The sequence below is a fragment of the Pseudidiomarina piscicola genome, assembly GCF_902806985.1.
In the GTDB taxonomy this organism is placed as follows: Bacteria; Pseudomonadota; Gammaproteobacteria; order Enterobacterales; family Alteromonadaceae; genus Pseudidiomarina; species Pseudidiomarina piscicola.
In genome coordinates, this window is sequence record NZ_CADCXY010000002.1 from 330659 (window position 1) to 348080 (window position 17422).

Genomic DNA, 17422 nt, shown 5'->3' on the forward strand with positions numbered 1-17422 from the left:
AGCACCGGCCCTACTACTACCACCTGTTTTAGGCTGATAACGTGCGGATTAAGTTTCTGTAGTCTTCTTTTATATCATGTTGTGCGTCTTTTAATTCTTGAATTTTTCGACACGCATGTAAAACCGTGGTGTGATCACGCCCACCGAAGGCATCGCCAATCTCTGGCAAGCTATGGTTGGTTAACTCTTTTGCCAAAGCCATGGCCAGTTGGCGAGGACGGGTGACCGAGCGGCTACGACGCTTTGACAGCAAATCGGCAACCTTAATATTGTAATATTCCGCCACGGTCTTCTGGATATTTTCAATCGTCACCAGCTTTTCTTGTGCCGCTATCAAGTCGCGCAGTGCTTCTCTGACGAAATCAATGGTGATCTGTCGACCGGTCAAGTTTACATTTGCCGCTAAACGGTTAAGAGCCCCCTCCAGCTCTCGTACGTTTGAGCGTAATCGTTTCGCAATAAAAAATGCGACTTCATGGGGCAAGCTTATGCCGCGTTCCTGAGCTTTACGAATTAAAATCGCGACGCGCGTCTCTAGCTCAGGTGGCTCAATCGCAATCGTTAAGCCCCAGCCAAAACGGGATCTCAGCCGATCCTCTACGCCTTTGATTTCTTTAGGGTAAAGGTCACTGGTCATAATAATTTGCTGATTGCCTTCGAGTAAGGCATTGAAGGTATGGAAAAACTCTTCTTGTGTACCTTTCTTGTCGGCAAAAAAGTGGATGTCATCGATCAATAACGCATCTACCGATCTGTAATAACGCTTAAACTCATTAATTGAGTTATTTTTCAAGGCGTTAACCATATCTTGTACAAAGCGCTCGGCGCGCATGTAAAACACTTTCGCACCCTTTTTACGCGCCATGATCTCATTACCGACGGCATGCAATAAGTGTGTTTTACCTAAGCCCGTGCCGCCGTAGACAAACAGCGGGTTATAAACCCCACCAGGGTTTTCTGCGACTTGCGAGGCGGCAGCTCGCGCAAGTTGGTTGGACTTACCTTCAACAAAATTATCAAACGTATACTCAGGATGGATATTACACTCGAATGCTGGGGCAGGTGTTGCTTCATCCCACGGACTCTGACGGCGTGTAGGCCGCTCGACCGCAGCGCGACGAGGTTCCACTTTCTTTTGTGCTGGTGCGCTGCCGTTTGATTTTTGCTCAATACCGCCTACCGCAAAAGACACATTTGGGGCTTCGCCACCTTTCTCTTTTGCTGCATCGCCTAAATAGTCGGTAATTAGATGAAGGTACTTATCTTTGACCCAGTCGACCACATACATGTTTGGCGCATAGAGTGTCAGCGTTTCATCAGCTTGGTCAGCTTGAAGTGGACGGATCCACGTATTGAAATGTTGCGTCGACAGCTCGCTTTGTAGGCGTTCAGTGCAATGCTCCCACAGCGATTTATTCACACTCGACTCCCTGCTAGTCACTTAATTGCGACGATCCTCGCTGGTGCCCCACTTATGCACCAGTTTGTCACCAAAGACCCGAAAATCGAACGCTAAATATTGTATAATTAGAATCTCTCGATTGTACTCAAGTAGTAGTAAAATCGCTAGCCTGAAAGGTAAATAATGCGACCAACAACAGGAAGGTTATCCACAATAATAATCATTCTTTTTTCTACTTTGTGGATAGCTTTTATCGTTGACTTTGATCCTTTTTATCGATAGAATTCGCGCTCTAAATTTTTGGTAACCCGATTACGGAAGTAACGTCATGAAAAGAACATTTCAACCAAGCGTATTAAAGCGCAAGCGTAGCCACGGTTTCCGTGCTCGTATGGCAACTAAAAACGGCCGCCAGATTTTGGCTCGTCGTCGTGCCAAGGGCCGCAAAGTCCTGTCTGCGTAATTGAAGCAGTATTCCTATGGTCGGGAGTTACGTCTGTTAACTCCCGCTCAATTTCAGCAAGTCTTTAATGCCCCCCCGGTGAAAGCCGTAACGGCCGAGCTTACCATGCTCGCTACCCCCAATTCATTAGGTCATCCTCGACTAGGCGTAACGATATCGAAAAAGCGTGCAAAACTCGCTGTTGATCGAAATCGAATCAAACGCAAGATTCGCGAGAATTTTAGGCTAAAACAGCATAAAATACCGGCATTCGACATTGTCGTCATTGCTAAAAGCGGCATCGTCGATCTCGACAGTGATGTTTTGCAACAACGGCTCGATTATTTATGGCGAACTATAAGCAAGCGATGCGCGCAATACCAATCGGCTGCATCCGACTCTACCAGTGGTTCATAAGCCCGCTGATTGGGCCGCGTTGTAGGTTCCAACCTACTTGCTCGCAATACGCCATCGAAGCTATACAAAAGCATGGTATGATACGGGGCTTCTGGCTCGCCAGTAAACGCATTAGTAAATGTCATCCCGGTCATCCGGGCGGCTTCGACCCGGTGCCAGACGCAAAAGCATCGGAAACAACGAACAAAAGTACAAAAGAGACGAAGGACTTATGAATTCGCCACGCTCCATATTGTTTATCGCATTTTTGGTAGTGAGTTTCTTTCTCTATCAAAACTGGCTCGTTGATACCGCACCTGGTACTCAAAAGTCGGCACGAGCTCCGACACAAGCCTCTCAACCGTCTAGCGATGCCGGTGTTCCTGCAGCTAATCCAAACCTGAATTCGGATGATGCTGTACCAAGCGCATCAGCGACCGGTGAAATGCCAAGCCCAGCGTCGACAATTCAAGGCGCCAAAGTCAACGTCACCACTGATGTTCTCGACCTTCAAATCGCCCTACGCGGTGGTGATGTCGTTAACGCCCAGTTACGTGAATTTGCCCGTACCCAAGACTCTGAAGCGCGCTTCGAGCTCCTGCATGACAATAATGCTGAGCTGTATATTGCGCAGTCGGGGCTTATTGGTAAAGATGGCACCGACTCTTCAGCCGGTCGTCCAGTGTTCCATGTGGAACACGACAGCTACACCATGACCGGTGATACCCTGCGGGTACCATTAAGTTACACTTTAGAAGATGGCTCCACCATCACGAAGACCTTTGTACTTAGCAAAGGATCTTATGCTGTCGATGTTATCTACACCATCAACAACGCATCTACCGCACACAAAGAAGTGCAGTTTTACGCACAACTTAAGCAGGTCATCACTGAAGCTGGCGGAAGCATGATGATGCCTACCTATCGCGGTGGTGCCTACTCATGGGATGAGGACCGTTACGAGAAGTACGACTTCGACGACATGCGCGACAAACCCCTAAGTATTGCTACGGAAAGCGGCTGGGTTGGAATGCTCGAGCATTACTTCGTAAGTGCATGGATTCCTCGTAGTGAAGGCACAAAACAATTTTCTTCCAGCGTACTAGGCAGTAACCAAGCGTTGATGCGTGTGATCTACCCAATCGCAACCATCGCGCCTAATAGCCAAGCGGAACTGCGTGCAACTCTGTTTGTTGGGCCTAAAGACCAAGATGCCATGGCCGCTGTTGCCGAAGACCTCGACCTAACCGTCGATTATGGTTTCTTATGGTGGTTAGCACAGCCAATCTTTAAATTGCTGCAATTCCTGCAAAGCTTCCTAATTAACTGGGGACTGTCGATTATTGCCGTCACCGTTATCATTAAGGCGCTGCTCTACCCGCTAACCAAGGCACAATATGTGTCGATGGCGAAGATGCGGATGATACAGCCGAAAATGAAAGCCTTGCGCGAGCGCCATGGCGACGATCGCCAAAAAATGTCGCAAGCAATGATGAAGCTCTACAAAGAAGAGAAAGTTAACCCTCTCGGCGGTTGCTTGCCGATGTTGTTACAGCTTCCAATATTCTTGTCGCTGTATTGGGTTCTACTAGAAAGTGTCGAACTACGTCACGCGCCTCTGTTCCTGTGGATCGAAGACTTATCAGCTAAAGACCCGTACTACATCCTGCCATTACTGATGGGTGTCTCTATGTGGTTCATGCAGCGTTTACAGCCAGCTCCGGGTACCGACCCAATGCAGCAAAAGCTCATGCAGTATATGCCGGTTATCTTCACTGTCTTCTTCTTGTGGTTCCCATCAGGACTCGTATTGTACTGGTTAAGTAACAACCTGATTACCATTAGCCAGATGCAGTGGATCTATCGTGGCTTAGAAAAGAAAGGCATGATGGACCGCCGTAAGAAGAAATGAGCTTCGAATTAAGCAACGATACAATTGTCGCACAAGCAACCCCACCCGGACGCGGTGGGGTTGGTATTGTTCGCATCAGTGGCCCTGCAGCACGAAAAACGGCTGAGGCCCTGCTCGGGCATTGCCCAAAACCACGTACCGCAGAATATTTACCTTTCAAAACCCCGGCTGGCGAACTGCTTGACGAAGGCATCGCTTTATTCTTCCCGGGACCCAACTCTTTTACTGGTGAAGACGTACTTGAGTTGCAAGGCCATGGTGGCCCTGTACTCATCGATATGATTATCAAAGCGGTACTCGACTTACCAGATATTCGCCCAGCACGACCTGGCGAATTCAGTGAGCGTGCGTTCCTCAACGATAAGCTTGACTTAACCCAAGCTGAGGCTATCGCTGATCTTATCGATACCAACTCGGAGCAAGCAGCCAAAGCCGCGTTACAGAGCTTACAAGGCGGTTTCTCGCACGAAATCGACCAGCTTGTTGATGCTGTTATTGCGCTACGAATGTACGTTGAAGCCGCAATCGACTTTCCGGAAGAAGAAATTGACTTCCTTAGTGACGGTAAAGTTACCGCTGATCTCGAAGCCATTCTCGACCACATGCATCAGGTGATGGTGCAGGCGAAGCAAGGCTCGTTATTGCGTGAGGGCATGAAAGTGGTAATCGCGGGCCGACCGAACGCCGGCAAATCAAGCCTATTGAATGCTCTGGCTGGCCGCGAATCAGCCATTGTTACTGCAATCGCCGGTACCACTCGTGACGTGTTGCGGGAACATATCCAAATCGACGGTATGCCACTGCATATCATCGACACCGCAGGTCTGCGGGAAAGTCCCGATGAAGTCGAAAAGATTGGCATTCAGCGCGCCTGGGATGAAATTCGCGCTGCCGACCGGGTCTTGTTTATGGTCGATGCCACCGAAACCCAAGCCGTGCACCCGGCCGAAATTTGGCCTGAGTTTTTCGAGCAACTACCTGCTGAGCTACCCTACACGGTGATCCGCAACAAGGTCGATTTAAATGCTGAACCGGTGGAGCTTGAAGACATTGGCGGCGTGCCCGTTTTACACCTTTCAGCGAAAACCGGGCATGGCGTAGAACTGCTGCGTGAACACCTGAAACACTGTGTCGGCTATCAGGCCACCAGCGAAGGCAGCTTCATGGCCCGGCGTCGCCACCTCGCGGCTCTGGAAAAAGCACGTGAGCACTTACTTACCGGCCAGGATGCGCTAGAGCAGCACGCTGCTGGTGAAATACTCGCCGAAGAGCTACGTTTAGCCCAGCAACACTTGAACGAGATCACTGGCGAATTCACCTCAGATGACCTGCTTGGCAAGATTTTTAGTTCGTTCTGTATCGGGAAGTGAAACGGCCAAAAAGATCGAAAAGCATCCAATAAAATATAAATAAGACGTTGTTTTATAAAGAAATTTATTCTATTTCTTTGCAGGCAATTTGATCCGTTTTGCCCCCTCTTGCTCCGTGTGTGCTCCGAGTATAAGTTTTCGGAGCACTCGGAGCACAAAAGGAGCAAAACATGAAAATCACTATCCAGAAACGCGAACCAGACAAGAACGGCCACCGTGCCTTGCGACTGGTCTACTACCACGGTTCCAAGACAGGCCAGAACGGTTCTCGGGCGCAGAAGCGCTCGTATGAGCCCCTGAACCTGTTCCTCTACGACAAACCCCGCCTTCCGGCGGAGCGTGAGCACAACAAGACGGTGAATCAGAAGGCTGAGGCCATCAGGGCAAAGCGGCTGTTGGAAATCGAGTCGTCACGACATGGATTGGATGATCGGACCAAGCTTTCGGCCAGCTTCTTCGATTACTTCGACCAGTTGACCGACGAGAAGGCTTCCGGGAGCAAATCCAATCATTCGATCTGGATCTCCACCCGTCATCACCTGCATCGCTACCATGGCTTGTCTGAACTGACCTTTGAACAAGTCGATAAGCGATTCCTGGAGGGGTTCCGGCACTACCTTCAGCATGAAGCCACCACCAAATCTGGAACCAAACTGGCCAAGAACACGACCAGCAGTTACTTCAACAAGGTTCGGGCAGCGCTCAACCAGGCCTATCGGGATGGCATTGTCCGCGACAACCCGGTTCAACAGGTCAAGTCCATCAAACCGGAGAACACCAAACGAACGTATTTGACCCTCGAAGAGGTCCGGGCTCTGACCAAAGCCGAGTGCCGGTATGACGTGCTGAGGCGGGCTTTCCTGTTTTCCTGCACTACCGGCCTTCGCTGGTCAGATATCCACAAGCTGGTCTGGGGTGAGATAGAGGAATTCGCGGATGGCCACTACCGCATCATTTTTCGGCAAAAGAAGCTTGTGAACGCCGGGAACTCACTGCAATACCTGGATCTTCCAGACTCGGCTGTGAGATTGCTAAACCTGGAGAATCGCGGCAATCCGGGTGATCGCGTATTCAAAGGTCTGAAGTATGACTCCTACACCAACGTTGCATTGGCGCAATGGGTCATGCGAGCGGGTATCACCAAGAGTGTGACTTTCCATGCTGGACGGCACACCTTTGCGGTCAATCAACTGGCCAGGGGTGTGGATATCTACTCGTTGTCCCGGCTTCTGGGCCACAGCGAACTAAGAACCACAGAGATCTACGCCGACATACTCGAAACTCGCCGTACAGAGGCCATGAGGAGTTTTCCTGACATATTTGAGGAGACACTGGACGAGGTTGGGGAATGTGCAGCCTAAGTGACGAGAGGGGCTTTCAAAGCCCCTCTTTACACTTGTCCCACATCAAACACTCCGTCGTCCTGGCCTTCGGTGACTCACCAGATGCTGAGCTGCCGACCGTTCGATCTCTTCCGCCGTCGCGATCCGGTTGGACTGGAGCCATTTCAGGATATCTGCACGGCGAAAGAAAATCCTGTGACCATTTGGCTTGAAGTGAGGGATCTTCTTTTGAGAGGTTAACTGGTACAGCGTGCTTTTCTTCAGCCCCGTGTATTCCGCACAGTCTTCAAGGCTCATGATCTCCTTGTCGACCTCCGGAGCCTTGCTGCCACCGATATGGTCTAAAATGATTTTTTTGAGAACCATCATGTCCTGCAACACCCGTTGCAGCATTTCTTTTTCTGTCATCGCTCTACCCCTACACCGCCATAACCAAAGTGGGAAAACTGGGAAATTGGGAACACCGTGTCAGTCCTCATGTTCAATCCTCTCCAGTTCTTCAAGTTGCCGCCTAACTTGGTCAGGCCTGAGCGCGAAAAACCGCTGCAAATCTCCATTGACCCTGGTTTTGTAGGTCCCCCGGGAGCGCTCATTGCTCACCAGGCAGTCACGCTGTAACAGCACCTCCACTTCCCTCATGTAATGGGTCGGCAGCCCGAGCCGCTTTAGGAAGTGCGATTTATAGATCAACCACAACTCGCGCCCCTCGTGTGAGCGTCGAAAACCCGCTCCGCCCTGGGCACTCGCTTGTTCAATATCACTGAGACTGCGCTCCCAGACTTTCATGGCCCGCTCCAGCGCTTTGAGAAGCCGGAATTCCTCGGAATTTCTGGAGTGGCCTCTATTATCCAGCCAAGCTTTCAAGGTTCGGTGGACGGCTGCCAAGGACTCTTCCTCGCTCCACGGGAGAATGAAATTCCTGCTACCGAGACAAAGTGCTGAACCAATCAAGGCAAAACGCCGGATGACACGTTGCACCTGGGATGCCATCTGATCGTTTGCCCAAGCACCGCTCAGACGACCAACCTCATGATTTAGATACTGACTGAGCTCAGTGTGACGTTCGGTCAGCAACGACACCCACTCCCGAATGACAGAGCCGTGGTAGCGCTGACAAGACGATTTCAGCTCGTCCACAAATTGTTGAGGATGCTTGTGACCATGCAATTCGTCGAACGCACCATAGGTTCCAAACACCGGGAGCTCCACCAGTCGAATCTGCTGGCCTGCGCGTAACGGTTTACCTATCTGCTGAAGCAGCTCTGCAATCCAGACTTCGCCGCTACTCAACACCAGCGTTCGCCAATGGGAGGTTGCAGCCAGCTCGCCGGAGACGTTAGCCCGTAATTTTCCTGATCCGTTCATGATCTGATAGATCGCCGTATCGATGTCTTCTGGGCGAGCCATGCCGATTTCATCCAACGGCAACAACATGTCGTTGTGCTCTGATGAGACTGCCGCTAACCCGTTACTGGTTGAGATCCAACTGCGAACATAGCGGTTTCCCCCATACACGCTAGCCGCCAACTGCAACAGCGTCGTCTTTCCGGTCGACGATGCTCCAACCAAGTGGATGGCGCCATTTTCCATCCCAGCCGACGCAATCAACGGCGCAGCCAGCGCCGTTCCAATACTGAATATTGCTAACGGGTTGCCTCGGCATAGCTGCCCGACATAAGTCTGCCAGTCGCTGAGACTTCCAGACTCCTCTAACGTCGGAGAGCCTGATAATTGGCCTACGAAATGGTACGGTTCTTCAGCTGAGCCGATCGTCCAGTTACTGGTGGCAAATACTCCACCGTGCCAACCCGTTCGATTAACCACTGTCGCCGGTTCGGCCAGAGCCATCTGTTCCAACAGATAGTGCTGAAGCCGGCTCCAGCTCGCCTGCCCGGGTGTCAGTGGATAACCGGTATCAACCAGCATATCCCGTACCTGCCGGGCATTGTCACTGTTGAGATCTCGCGCATACACGACCTCGCGTAACTTCACACCATCGAAATTCTGCCATTCCAGCAACGCTCCGTGCCCGTGCCGTTTGTCAGTTAGCCTGGTGCGAGCCATTACCTGAATCCAGCCACCGACACGCTGCCAATGGTCCCCTGATAAGGCATAGAGCCCGTCATCTTGCAGTTTGTATTGCATATCACGCAGCCCCTCTCACAGCTTGTCCAGCCACGCTTTTACATCCTGGTAGCGAAAGCGAACGGCTCGGCCATTGGGATTTGGCTTCACTGGTGCCGGAAACCGGCCTTGCTTTACGTAGCGCCGTAAAGTTGCCTGTGACATTTTCAAAACAGTGCAAACTTCCTCATAGGTCAGCAAACACTCTTTTGAGGTGGTTATCTGTTTCTTCATGACTACTCCTGATTTTTTGTGAATCAATCGGGGGTAATCATCGGAAATATTCGTCTTGGGGGAGAACCGTGGAATTGCCCTTAAAGGGCACAAAGGCGAGGGTGGATGATAACTTGTTGATAATTAATAGATAAAAATCAAAATAAATTAAAAAAAACAAGTCATTACTGGAAATTTATGGCTTGCGCGAGTGGGTTTTGCGCATTTTATGATCAAATTAGCTATGTGTCTTTCACATGTGAAAGTCAGTGCTCGTTATCAGCTGCATTTTTTGATGCACTGAAACTGATAACCACTTTCTACATCAGCCACTAACCTGAAAATGGTAGCTGTTTACCATCTGACACTTCGGTAATGCCTATTCCCGCTAGAAAGCCGAAGAGCAACGAACAAAAAATCAATGACAAGGTAAACCAAAATAGTACACTTCGTTTTGTAGCTCCCATTGCCATAGCAAATGCGGCCGCAGCATGGACCCCAATAAGAAAAGGACCAAGAAAAGCTAAGCCAGGAACACCGAACTTTTCAAGAATTCGGTGTTTTCTGTCTTTACGTTCAGGTACGGATTCAGCTATATCATCAGTTTCAGATTTTTTTAGCCAACGGCGGACAAAAGCAGTTACTTTTTCACTGGCGTAGATAATCGGTAGTAAAGATACAAGGTTGCCGATAAAGCCAACCATAGCTGCGGGGAACCACGGCAAACCGGCCACTACTCCTAAAGGTACGGCAATCCACACTTCCAGAACCGGAATCGCGGCCCCAACAAATACACTTACATAAAGCATCAACTCATTCATGAAAAAGTTCCTACGCGTTCGCGCTCTTTTTATTAAAAAACAGTACATACAGGCTTGGAACAACGATAAAAGATGCCACGGTTCCCGAGATAAGTCCGCCCATAATTACAACATTAAACGATCTCCATAAGGGATCATTCGCTATGAGTAACGGAAGAAGTCCAAGTATCGTTGTTATTTGGGTTAACATAATTGGACGAAATCGTTCCATCAAAGCCGATTTAAGGGAATCGAGCTCAGATTTCCCCGATTCTTTTTCAATATCGACCTGCTCAATAATTAACATAGCATTCGATACAATAATCCCTATTAAGGCGAATATGGCCAGATTCGCCATAAAATCGAAAGGAAGACGGAAGATAACTAGCGCGAGCAGCAAGCCGATGGCACAAAAAGGTACGCTCAAGACGATAATTGTCACTTTTCTAAACGAATTATACTTATAAATAAACAGTATAATCATTGCTAAGATACACAATGGTAAGAAAGCAAATATCGCTTCTGCTGTAACTTCACTTTCTTCAATCTCACCACCAAACTGTACTTGAACGCCAAATTGCTCTTTTACTTCATCAATAGTGTTTGATATGGAGTTAACTAATTCTTTTGATGTCATTGAAGGATTCAATGCTGTCACCGTGACCGTCGGTGTTAGGTTGCGCTTCTTAATAAGTGACGGATCATGCCTGGTTTCAATGATCGCTATATCAGATAGATATACCGGTTTAGACGAGGACTCGGGGAATACTTGGATATTCTCCAATTGAGATAATGATAAATTCTCCGATAAATTCGTGCTCAGTACGATTGGAATTTGATACTCGCCCTCCCGAAGTACTGAGGCATTTTCTCCCAAACTATGTTCACGGAGTGCTAATAAGATATCCTCACGAGTCACCCCTGTGGATAGAGCTGCGGGACGATCAACCTTTACCAGAAAGTTCGTAACGGAACGTTCCCAATCTTGCTTTACGTTAATAGTGTGCTCTACCTCGTTGAGAGCTCCTTGAATAGCATCTGAAGCCTTTAGAATATTCGATTGCTTGTTACCAATAAGACGAATAGCGGCCTCTCCTGGCGGCGTGGAGCCCATAAAGAACGGGTTGATTTCGAGTTCGGCAAAAGGATACTCAGGAGGCATTTCTGCTCTTAGTTTATCGACAAACTCGCTGACAAGCGTATCTTTGGTGACGTTTACAACAAAATATGCCGAGTGAGGTGCTGGTTCAGGAGGGTTTAAACCAAGGATAAAGCGCGGTCCGCCTTCACTTACATAAGCTGTTGCACCTGTAATTTCCGGGAACCGATCATCATTACTTAGCCACTGAGTCATCTCTTCAGCTACAGCAGCCGTTTGTTCCGCTGGCGTGTTCGCTGGCAGCTCAACAGAAATCTGTAGTTGAGAACGTTCTGAAGGCGGGAAGAACGCCTCTGGGATGGTGCTTGACACAAACAATGCCACTACAAGACTTAAAACCGAAGCACTTAGAAACAACTTCGGACGCGAAATAACCTTGTCCCAAAAGGAAGACATTACGTTCATTACATAGGAAGGTTTACCGCCAGAGATCCCCCGGGTCTTGGACGATTGATTGATAAACCATTTAGCCATGATTGGTGTTAACATCGTAGCGACAAACCATGAAACAAGCAGCATCACACCAATGACAATAGTTAGTGTCTGCATATAAATAGCAGTAATATTGTCAGTGAACACCGGGGGAGCAAAAGCCAATATCACGGTTAAACTAGCAATAAGAATGGGCGTCCCCAGAGTCTTTCCCGCAGATAAAGCAGCCGACTCTCTCTCCTCGCCTTGCGCTACCCTTTTTGAGATGTCTTCAACAATGACCATGGGATTGTCAACGAGTATACCTAAGGCAATGATGAACGACGCAATGCTTACTTCGTTGAGTTCTACGCCAAAAATTCTTAGAAAAACTAACGTGATAACACCCGTGACAGGAACAGCCAGTGCCACCAAAGATCCCGCACGAAGACCCAAGGCAAGTACAGTGACGATCGTCACCACTAGAATAGTTTCGAGCAGCGTTGAAATCATTTTCGATATCACTTGATCAACGACTTTCCCCTGATCAGTGATGGTTTTCATTTGGTAACCTACCGGTAGCTCACTCCCCCATTCGTCCAGCTTACGGCGCAGTTGCTTGTTAAAATCCACCATATTAAGCCCAGGCGCCATATAACCAGCAACAACAATGGCCTGATCACCATCAAGGTATGCTGCACTATTCAGAGGTCTAGCCGGAACCCTGGTGACATCGGCAATATTTTTCAACGGAAGCATAGATCCGTCTGGTAGCGATATCACGGTTTCCTTAACTTCAGCCAGTTCGTCATAACTGCTCTCAACAAAAATTCGGCTTTGCTGAGTATCAAAATTGATACGCGCTACTTCCCCGAGAGAATTGCTCTTACTCAGTTGTAAAAAGATGTCATTAGGGTTCAGCGCATACTGTGATGCCACAAACGGCTTAAGTTCTATTGATATCTGTTCATCGGTAACACCGTGCAACGTAACTTTGTCCATCCCTGGAATACTATAAAGATAATTGCGAAGCTCATTTGCCTTGTCCCTCAACTCTCTAAAAGAATAATCCGTTGCACTTAGCGCTACTGTCATCACGGCTACCGCATCGTAATTATCATTAACGAATGGCCCTGATACCCCCTCCGGCAACTCAGTAAGTACATCGTGCATTCTCGCTCTGACTCTAAGCCACGCATGCGAATAACTTGGCGTACCATCTTTTATTTCAAGAGAGAGATAAATTTCTCCTGCCCTTATTGAGGTCGTAATATTTTTCGTTTCTTCTAATTCTCGCAACGCTCGCTCAATTGGTCGTGCAATAAGGGCTTCTGTCTCATAAACATCTAAGGCTGGGTGGTAAGCCGTTATGATGGTTTGGTTGATAGGTAAGGTGGGCTCCTCCCGAGAAGGGTAATCCGGATATAATGCCAGACCCGTGATCGTTAGTATTATGAAAATAAATAAAACAAGTCGGCTGTTTTTTATCGAAAAAGCAGTAATAGACATTATCGTACTTCCTCAGCCGGTCGAACCTTCTGACCCTCACTGATAAAGGCAGCACCCGCAGCAACATACGAATCTCCTTTCTGAAGATCACTTTTAATCCAGTAGCCACCTTCTTCAGCGTTAACAATACGGATGCCTGCTTTACTAACTCTCCCGGTTTTTTCGTTGTACTGGTAAACAAAAGGATTCCCATCAGTAGGCTCAGCAACAACAGCACTGTGAGGCACAAATATCGCGCCTTCTCCGTCGGGCATTCGATAACTGACGCTAACCACTAATCCTGGCAAAGGGCGTTTTTCTCGGGAAGTGTCGAGACGAAGTCTAACGGGGAAATTTAATCCCTCGTTTGCTCGCTCACCCAAATGCTCGACGGTGGCATTAAAATATGACCCCCGATAGTTCACTGTGATCTCTAGTTCTTTGTCATTTGATATATACTCTGCCAGATCACCGGGAATTGATGAGTCAACGATGAACTTCTCCATGCCGTCAAATGTAAAAGCGACTTGATTTGCAGTGACTTCTTCGAAGGGTTCGACACTACGACTTGAAATGACCCCATCATAGGGTGCCTTGATAGCGGTTTTAGAAAGGTTTCGCTCTGCAAGCCTGATTTGTGCCAGGGCATCACGGAGCGTCGATTGAGCGTTTTCGTATGTCGATCTGGCAGCATCTAAATTCTGTTCAGATACAGAGTTATTTTCACGCAACCGCACGAGTCGCTCATAATTTGTTTTAGCTTCTTCAAATGTAACCCGCGCTTTCTCAGCTTCAGAGCGAGCGCTCTCAAGGGCAAGCCTATAGGGCTCCTGATCCAGAACAGCCATCACATCTCCGGTGTTGAGCTGCGCGCCAATATCGAAGAGAACGTCGTTCACTGTACCATCAACACCAAAAGACAATTGGCTTCGGTTTTCTGTCTGTGTCACTCCTGGAAAACGAATGCTATTAACATAAGCATCGTCGGCCACACTGTTAATCGATACGGCTCTTACGTTTTCTGTAGCAGTTTGGGTCGGTTCTTCACTACAGCCCTGTAACAGCAGTAAAGTACAAATAAGCATGCCTAATACGAAAACTCGATTAGCCCGTGCATAATAAATATGTAACTGATCATTTATATAAATAAGCGATGTCAATTTGTGAAGTCCTATAAACGAAAATACTAAGGTCGAGGTCTTAAAAGCGTTTGTATAAACAGCCTTAACATGTCAGGCGAATACTCGGCGTCAGCCGTTGCAATATGGCAGGATATTCCGTCAATATATGCGAAAATAAAATGAGTTATCTGTTCAGGCGTTAGGTGATTACTAATTACGCCCGTGTCTTGTGACTTTTTAAACATCGAGCACGAAACATCATAAAGCTCCTTGCTTGAATTAAGTACAATCTTCTTTATCTCGGGGTTTCTAGACGATTCCGCGAGTATTTCTAAGTACATAATTGTTCCGGTCGTGTCACCGGTGAGGTGCGCTTCTTTCTCCAGAGCTGTTTGAAAGTCGTCGGCGCTTTCTACTCTTTTGAGGGCAGCCATGTCTCTTGAAAAATATCGCTTGGCGATTTCCAAGATCAACTCATTTTTTGAGGAAAAATATTGGTAGAGGCTAGCTTGACTAACGCCAGCCATTCGAGAAATCTCAGCGATTCCAGCCCCGTGAAAGCCTTTCTTAACGAAGCACTGGATGGCACCATTAATGATTCGCTCTATTTTCGCTTCACGAGCAGCATAATTGATTGGACGGCCAATATTCGACATCTTCACACCTTAATTAAGTGAATAATCATTTATATAATATACCGGTAGCATTGTCAACCATAAAGGTCCTTTCAGAGCCCCATTCAAGCCCTATTAGTAAACATCTACACCAACAATCGCGCAAAGAGTCCTTTTCGAGGCTCTTAAGAGAGGGAGAAGTGCTGGCAGGGAGGTTACTGGACTGAGAGCACGTCGTTTCCACCTGATTTGGAAAAACCACGCACTGGGATTCCGGCGACAACTTATCCAGATTAGTAGCGTATGTGCTGCTCATATCTCCAAGAGGCGACCTATTAGAGCGCATGGAATGGGCTCAAAGTTATCCAAATCAGATAGGTATGTGTAGCGATTGGAAAGTCCTCCAGGAGAGTCCCCGACCGCTGTTGGAGAACTCTCGCTCATTGTGATCGTCCAGCCACTACTTTCCGCCCCAGTTGCCGGGGCGCTGTTCCCACTGCTCAATCAGCATCGTTCCCCATCTGCTTTTCGAACGCCTGTCGAATGAGCCCCATTACATAGGCCAGCTCAGATTCCTCACTTAACCCTACTTCTACATCGCCATTTCCCCAACGTCCGAGGTTGGTCACGTCACGAGCCATCCCTTTCGGATCGCTCAACTCGTGAAACGGCATATTCAGAGACAGTCGCAAACGGGTCTTTTGCGGGACCACATCGACAAAGTTCGTCTCGGCTTTGAACGCTATATAGAGCTTGAGAACTTCTTCAGTGACGCTCGGGTCGAGCGCCTGGACTTCCTTTCGGAGCTGCTCAAATAGAGCGCGCATTGGGGTCCCGTTTGCTAGTTGAGGGTGATCCTCAAGATTGTAGGCTTCTGGTTTGACGGCCACGTTGCGGTAGGTATCGAGGATCTCGTCCGGCAATACCGGAGCCGCCCAAACCCGCACCGCTTCCTGGGCCAGCTTGGCGGCCCGATTCTTAATTGAGTCCTCATTCCATGCTTCTACAGCTCCCAGGCCCTCGTTGAGCCGTAGAGGGCTTTGTTTGAATCCGCCCTGCATATCGCGCTTCTCGATGAAAGCTCGGTCGCTGTACTCTGAGTTGTAGCCCGTAAGAGTCAGGTTACCCAGCGTATGCAGCCAGGTTTCATGCACACGCTTCCATTCCGGACCTAGCTCATCCTTCCATCTAGCAGACAGATTCTCATTCTGCGGCATGATGTGTTCAATCGTGTATTCGTCGACCGGAACCCGCTCCTTGCGCTCGAAATTCTCCAGGCGGCGTAACCAGTAACTCCGGCTGCGGAAATTATAGAGATCGCGTACTGCCAGTTCCCTTTTGAACTCTTCGTCATTCGGAAAACGCCGGTATGACTTCAAACCGAGCAGGTGAGCCTTGACGCTCTCCAGGTAACGGTTCTTCTGCAATGATTTGTGAAAGGTCGCAAAGGTCTTGTTCAGCGAGTTTGTGGGGATGGCACAAACGGCACGACGGAACACATAAGCCTCGATCAGCCGAATAGCGCTATGAAAGTCATCTTGGGACAGATTGTCCTGTTGGTAATCATGGTAAAGTTCCAACAGAAACGGATATGCCACATCGACTTTGAGTTCACGCAGATCTTTAAATGCCATTCCGAGCTGTTTATCTGTTTCTTTCCCCAATGCCATCGCACAAAAATACCGAGCGAAAGCATGTATTTCGGCAACCAATGAATCGACACCAGCACTCGCAACTTCGGCGCGACGTGAATGCTGTTTGAAAGCCTCGTACACTTCATCTAACCGTGGAATTTCCCCGGTTTTAACCGTGAGGTAGTGACGCATGAAGCTGTCAAAGTAAACGCCATAGCCTTCTTGCCCGAATTCCACCTCCATCGGACGCCAGTGGTCGCGATAGAGCCGAGTTTGATGCTCCGGCTCCAGTCCCATCAGCACATAGTTCCGGATCAGGTCAGCCTGGCTCAAAGCTTTTCCTGTGGAATTCATGCTCTCAAAAATGAGTTGCGGGTTATCCTGGTCTCGGCTCAGCGCAATATCAACGATGATGAGCTTTGAAAGGCCCCGGCAGAGGGTTTCCAGTTCCCCGTTTAGCCGCTCAATCTGGCTGTTGAAGAACTCGAAGTTTTCTTGGATTCGAGGAGAACCGTCATCAGGTAACGGCTTCTGCGTGACCAACGCCAGCAGGCTCTCTTTGTCCGTCTGGGTCAATAGCAGTTTGTAAGCTCGCTCACCGTCTTCCAACGGGTTAAGCAGGTAGTAATTGCGCAGCTTCTTAGCCGAAAACCCCTCCAGAGTCTCTGTGTTCCCAAGGTGTCGAGATAGCGCCTCAAGAATCAGCATGGTGGTAGTCAGTCGCTGTTGCCCATCAATGACCAGCAATGGTGATTGACTGGACACCTGATAAAGCCCCTTCTCGATGTAGACCACCGAGCCAATGAAATGTGCTGATATACCATCGTTGGTGCCGGCTCGCATAATGTCGTCCCACAGTTGGCGACATTGCTGTTCAGACCAGGAATACGTTCTCTGGTAAATCGGAATGACAAATTGTGGCGACTTCTTCAGGAAGTCGAGCAACTTGGCTTCTGTAGCTTTCATAACGGACGTTATCCCTTTTTTGTTCTG

The 17422-nt window shown here is 48.6% G+C and carries 15 protein-coding genes; 6 read left to right on the forward strand and 9 right to left on the reverse strand.

Features of this window, described 5'->3' with window-relative positions:
- Positions 1-28: 28 nt before the first annotated feature.
- Positions 29-1420, reverse strand: a complete 1392-nt coding sequence (dnaA, locus tag PSI9734_RS06360; protein ID WP_173920281.1) for a chromosomal replication initiator protein DnaA — start codon at positions 1418-1420, stop codon at positions 29-31.
- A gap of 310 nt (positions 1421-1730) precedes the next feature.
- Here dnaA and rpmH point away from each other — a divergent pair, with 310 nt between their 5' ends.
- The 6 genes from rpmH (at position 1731) to PSI9734_RS06390 (ending at position 6883) form a co-directional block, all read left to right on the forward strand.
- Complete coding sequence (gene rpmH / locus PSI9734_RS06365; RefSeq protein ID WP_173920282.1) at positions 1731-1865, forward strand: 50S ribosomal protein L34; 135 nt, start codon at positions 1731-1733, stop codon at positions 1863-1865.
- Positions 1866-2261 (forward strand): ribonuclease P protein component, encoded by a 396-nt coding sequence (gene rnpA / locus PSI9734_RS06370; protein ID WP_173920283.1) that lies wholly within the window; start codon positions 1866-1868, stop codon positions 2259-2261. It begins immediately after the preceding gene.
- Complete coding sequence (gene yidD, locus PSI9734_RS06375) at positions 2192-2476, forward strand: membrane protein insertion efficiency factor YidD (protein ID WP_173920284.1); 285 nt, start codon at positions 2192-2194, stop codon at positions 2474-2476. The genes rnpA and yidD overlap by 70 nt, the downstream gene beginning before the upstream one ends.
- On the forward strand, positions 2473-4152 hold the full coding sequence (gene yidC / locus PSI9734_RS06380; protein ID WP_173920285.1) for a membrane protein insertase YidC: 1680 nt from the start codon (positions 2473-2475) through the stop codon (positions 4150-4152). The genes yidD and yidC overlap by 4 nt, the downstream gene beginning before the upstream one ends.
- Positions 4149-5522 carry a tRNA uridine-5-carboxymethylaminomethyl(34) synthesis GTPase MnmE gene (gene mnmE, locus PSI9734_RS06385; RefSeq protein ID WP_173920286.1) on the forward strand — a complete coding sequence of 458 codons (1374 nt, stop codon included), beginning with the start codon at positions 4149-4151 and terminating at the stop codon, positions 5520-5522. The genes yidC and mnmE overlap by 4 nt, the downstream gene beginning before the upstream one ends.
- Positions 5523-5692: 170 nt before the next feature.
- Positions 5693-6883, forward strand: a complete 1191-nt coding sequence (locus PSI9734_RS06390) for a site-specific integrase (RefSeq protein WP_106761117.1) — start codon at positions 5693-5695, stop codon at positions 6881-6883.
- A 45-nt stretch (positions 6884-6928) separates the two neighbouring features.
- On the opposite strand, the gene PSI9734_RS06395 is transcribed toward PSI9734_RS06390, so the two are convergent.
- The 8 genes from PSI9734_RS06395 to PSI9734_RS06430 form a co-directional block, all read right to left on the reverse strand.
- A complete protein-coding gene (locus tag PSI9734_RS06395; protein WP_106761118.1) occupies positions 6929-7273 on the reverse strand; it encodes a helix-turn-helix transcriptional regulator in 345 nt (114 codons plus the stop codon).
- 60 nt (positions 7274-7333) lie between these two features.
- Entirely contained in the window at positions 7334-9010 is a 1677-nt protein-coding gene (locus tag PSI9734_RS06400; protein WP_106761119.1) for a DUF927 domain-containing protein, read from the reverse strand.
- A 15-nt stretch (positions 9011-9025) separates the two neighbouring features.
- A complete protein-coding gene (locus tag PSI9734_RS06405; protein ID WP_104417155.1) occupies positions 9026-9223 on the reverse strand; it encodes a helix-turn-helix transcriptional regulator in 198 nt (65 codons plus the stop codon).
- 311 nt (positions 9224-9534) lie between these two features.
- Complete coding sequence (locus tag PSI9734_RS06410) at positions 9535-10023, reverse strand: small multi-drug export protein (protein WP_165794770.1); 489 nt, start codon at positions 10021-10023, stop codon at positions 9535-9537.
- Positions 10024-10033: 10 nt separating this feature from the next.
- The gene (locus PSI9734_RS06415; RefSeq protein ID WP_173920287.1) at positions 10034-13081 is read right to left on the reverse strand and encodes an efflux RND transporter permease subunit; all 3048 of its coding nucleotides are present in this window, start codon (positions 13079-13081) and stop codon (positions 10034-10036) included.
- Positions 13081-14220 (reverse strand): efflux RND transporter periplasmic adaptor subunit, encoded by a 1140-nt coding sequence (locus PSI9734_RS06420; protein ID WP_104417158.1) that lies wholly within the window; start codon positions 14218-14220, stop codon positions 13081-13083. The genes PSI9734_RS06415 and PSI9734_RS06420 overlap by 1 nt, the downstream gene beginning before the upstream one ends.
- A gap of 26 nt (positions 14221-14246) precedes the next feature.
- A complete protein-coding gene (locus PSI9734_RS06425) occupies positions 14247-14837 on the reverse strand; it encodes a TetR/AcrR family transcriptional regulator (protein ID WP_104417159.1) in 591 nt (196 codons plus the stop codon).
- Positions 14838-15295: 458 nt separating this feature from the next.
- Positions 15296-17395 carry a GmrSD restriction endonuclease domain-containing protein gene (locus PSI9734_RS06430; protein WP_173920288.1) on the reverse strand — a complete coding sequence of 700 codons (2100 nt, stop codon included), beginning with the start codon at positions 17393-17395 and terminating at the stop codon, positions 15296-15298.
- Positions 17396-17422 lie beyond the last annotated feature (27 nt).

What these genes read in the sequence shown, in the direction of transcription:
- PSI9734_RS06395 (WP_106761118.1), bottom strand. Translation starts at nt 7,273, where the DNA reads ATGACAGAAAAAGAAATGCTGCAACGGGTGTTGCAGGACATGATGGTT.
- PSI9734_RS06415 (WP_173920287.1), bottom strand. Translation starts at nt 13,081, where the DNA reads ATGTCTATTACTGCTTTTTCGATAAAAAACAGCCGACTTGTTTTATTT.
- rpmH (WP_173920282.1), top strand. Translation starts at nt 1,731, where the DNA reads ATGAAAAGAACATTTCAACCAAGCGTATTAAAGCGCAAGCGTAGCCAC.
- yidD (WP_173920284.1), top strand. Translation starts at nt 2,192, where the DNA reads ATGGCGAACTATAAGCAAGCGATGCGCGCAATACCAATCGGCTGCATC.
- PSI9734_RS06405 (WP_104417155.1), bottom strand. Translation starts at nt 9,223, where the DNA reads ATGAAGAAACAGATAACCACCTCAAAAGAGTGTTTGCTGACCTATGAG.
- PSI9734_RS06430 (WP_173920288.1), bottom strand. Translation starts at nt 17,395, where the DNA reads ATGAAAGCTACAGAAGCCAAGTTGCTCGACTTCCTGAAGAAGTCGCCA.
- PSI9734_RS06425 (WP_104417159.1), bottom strand. Translation starts at nt 14,837, where the DNA reads ATGTCGAATATTGGCCGTCCAATCAATTATGCTGCTCGTGAAGCGAAA.
- yidC (WP_173920285.1), top strand. Translation starts at nt 2,473, where the DNA reads ATGAATTCGCCACGCTCCATATTGTTTATCGCATTTTTGGTAGTGAGT.
- mnmE (WP_173920286.1), top strand. Translation starts at nt 4,149, where the DNA reads ATGAGCTTCGAATTAAGCAACGATACAATTGTCGCACAAGCAACCCCA.
- PSI9734_RS06390 (WP_106761117.1), top strand. Translation starts at nt 5,693, where the DNA reads ATGAAAATCACTATCCAGAAACGCGAACCAGACAAGAACGGCCACCGT.
- PSI9734_RS06410 (WP_165794770.1), bottom strand. Translation starts at nt 10,023, where the DNA reads ATGAATGAGTTGATGCTTTATGTAAGTGTATTTGTTGGGGCCGCGATT.
- PSI9734_RS06400 (WP_106761119.1), bottom strand. Translation starts at nt 9,010, where the DNA reads ATGCAATACAAACTGCAAGATGACGGGCTCTATGCCTTATCAGGGGAC.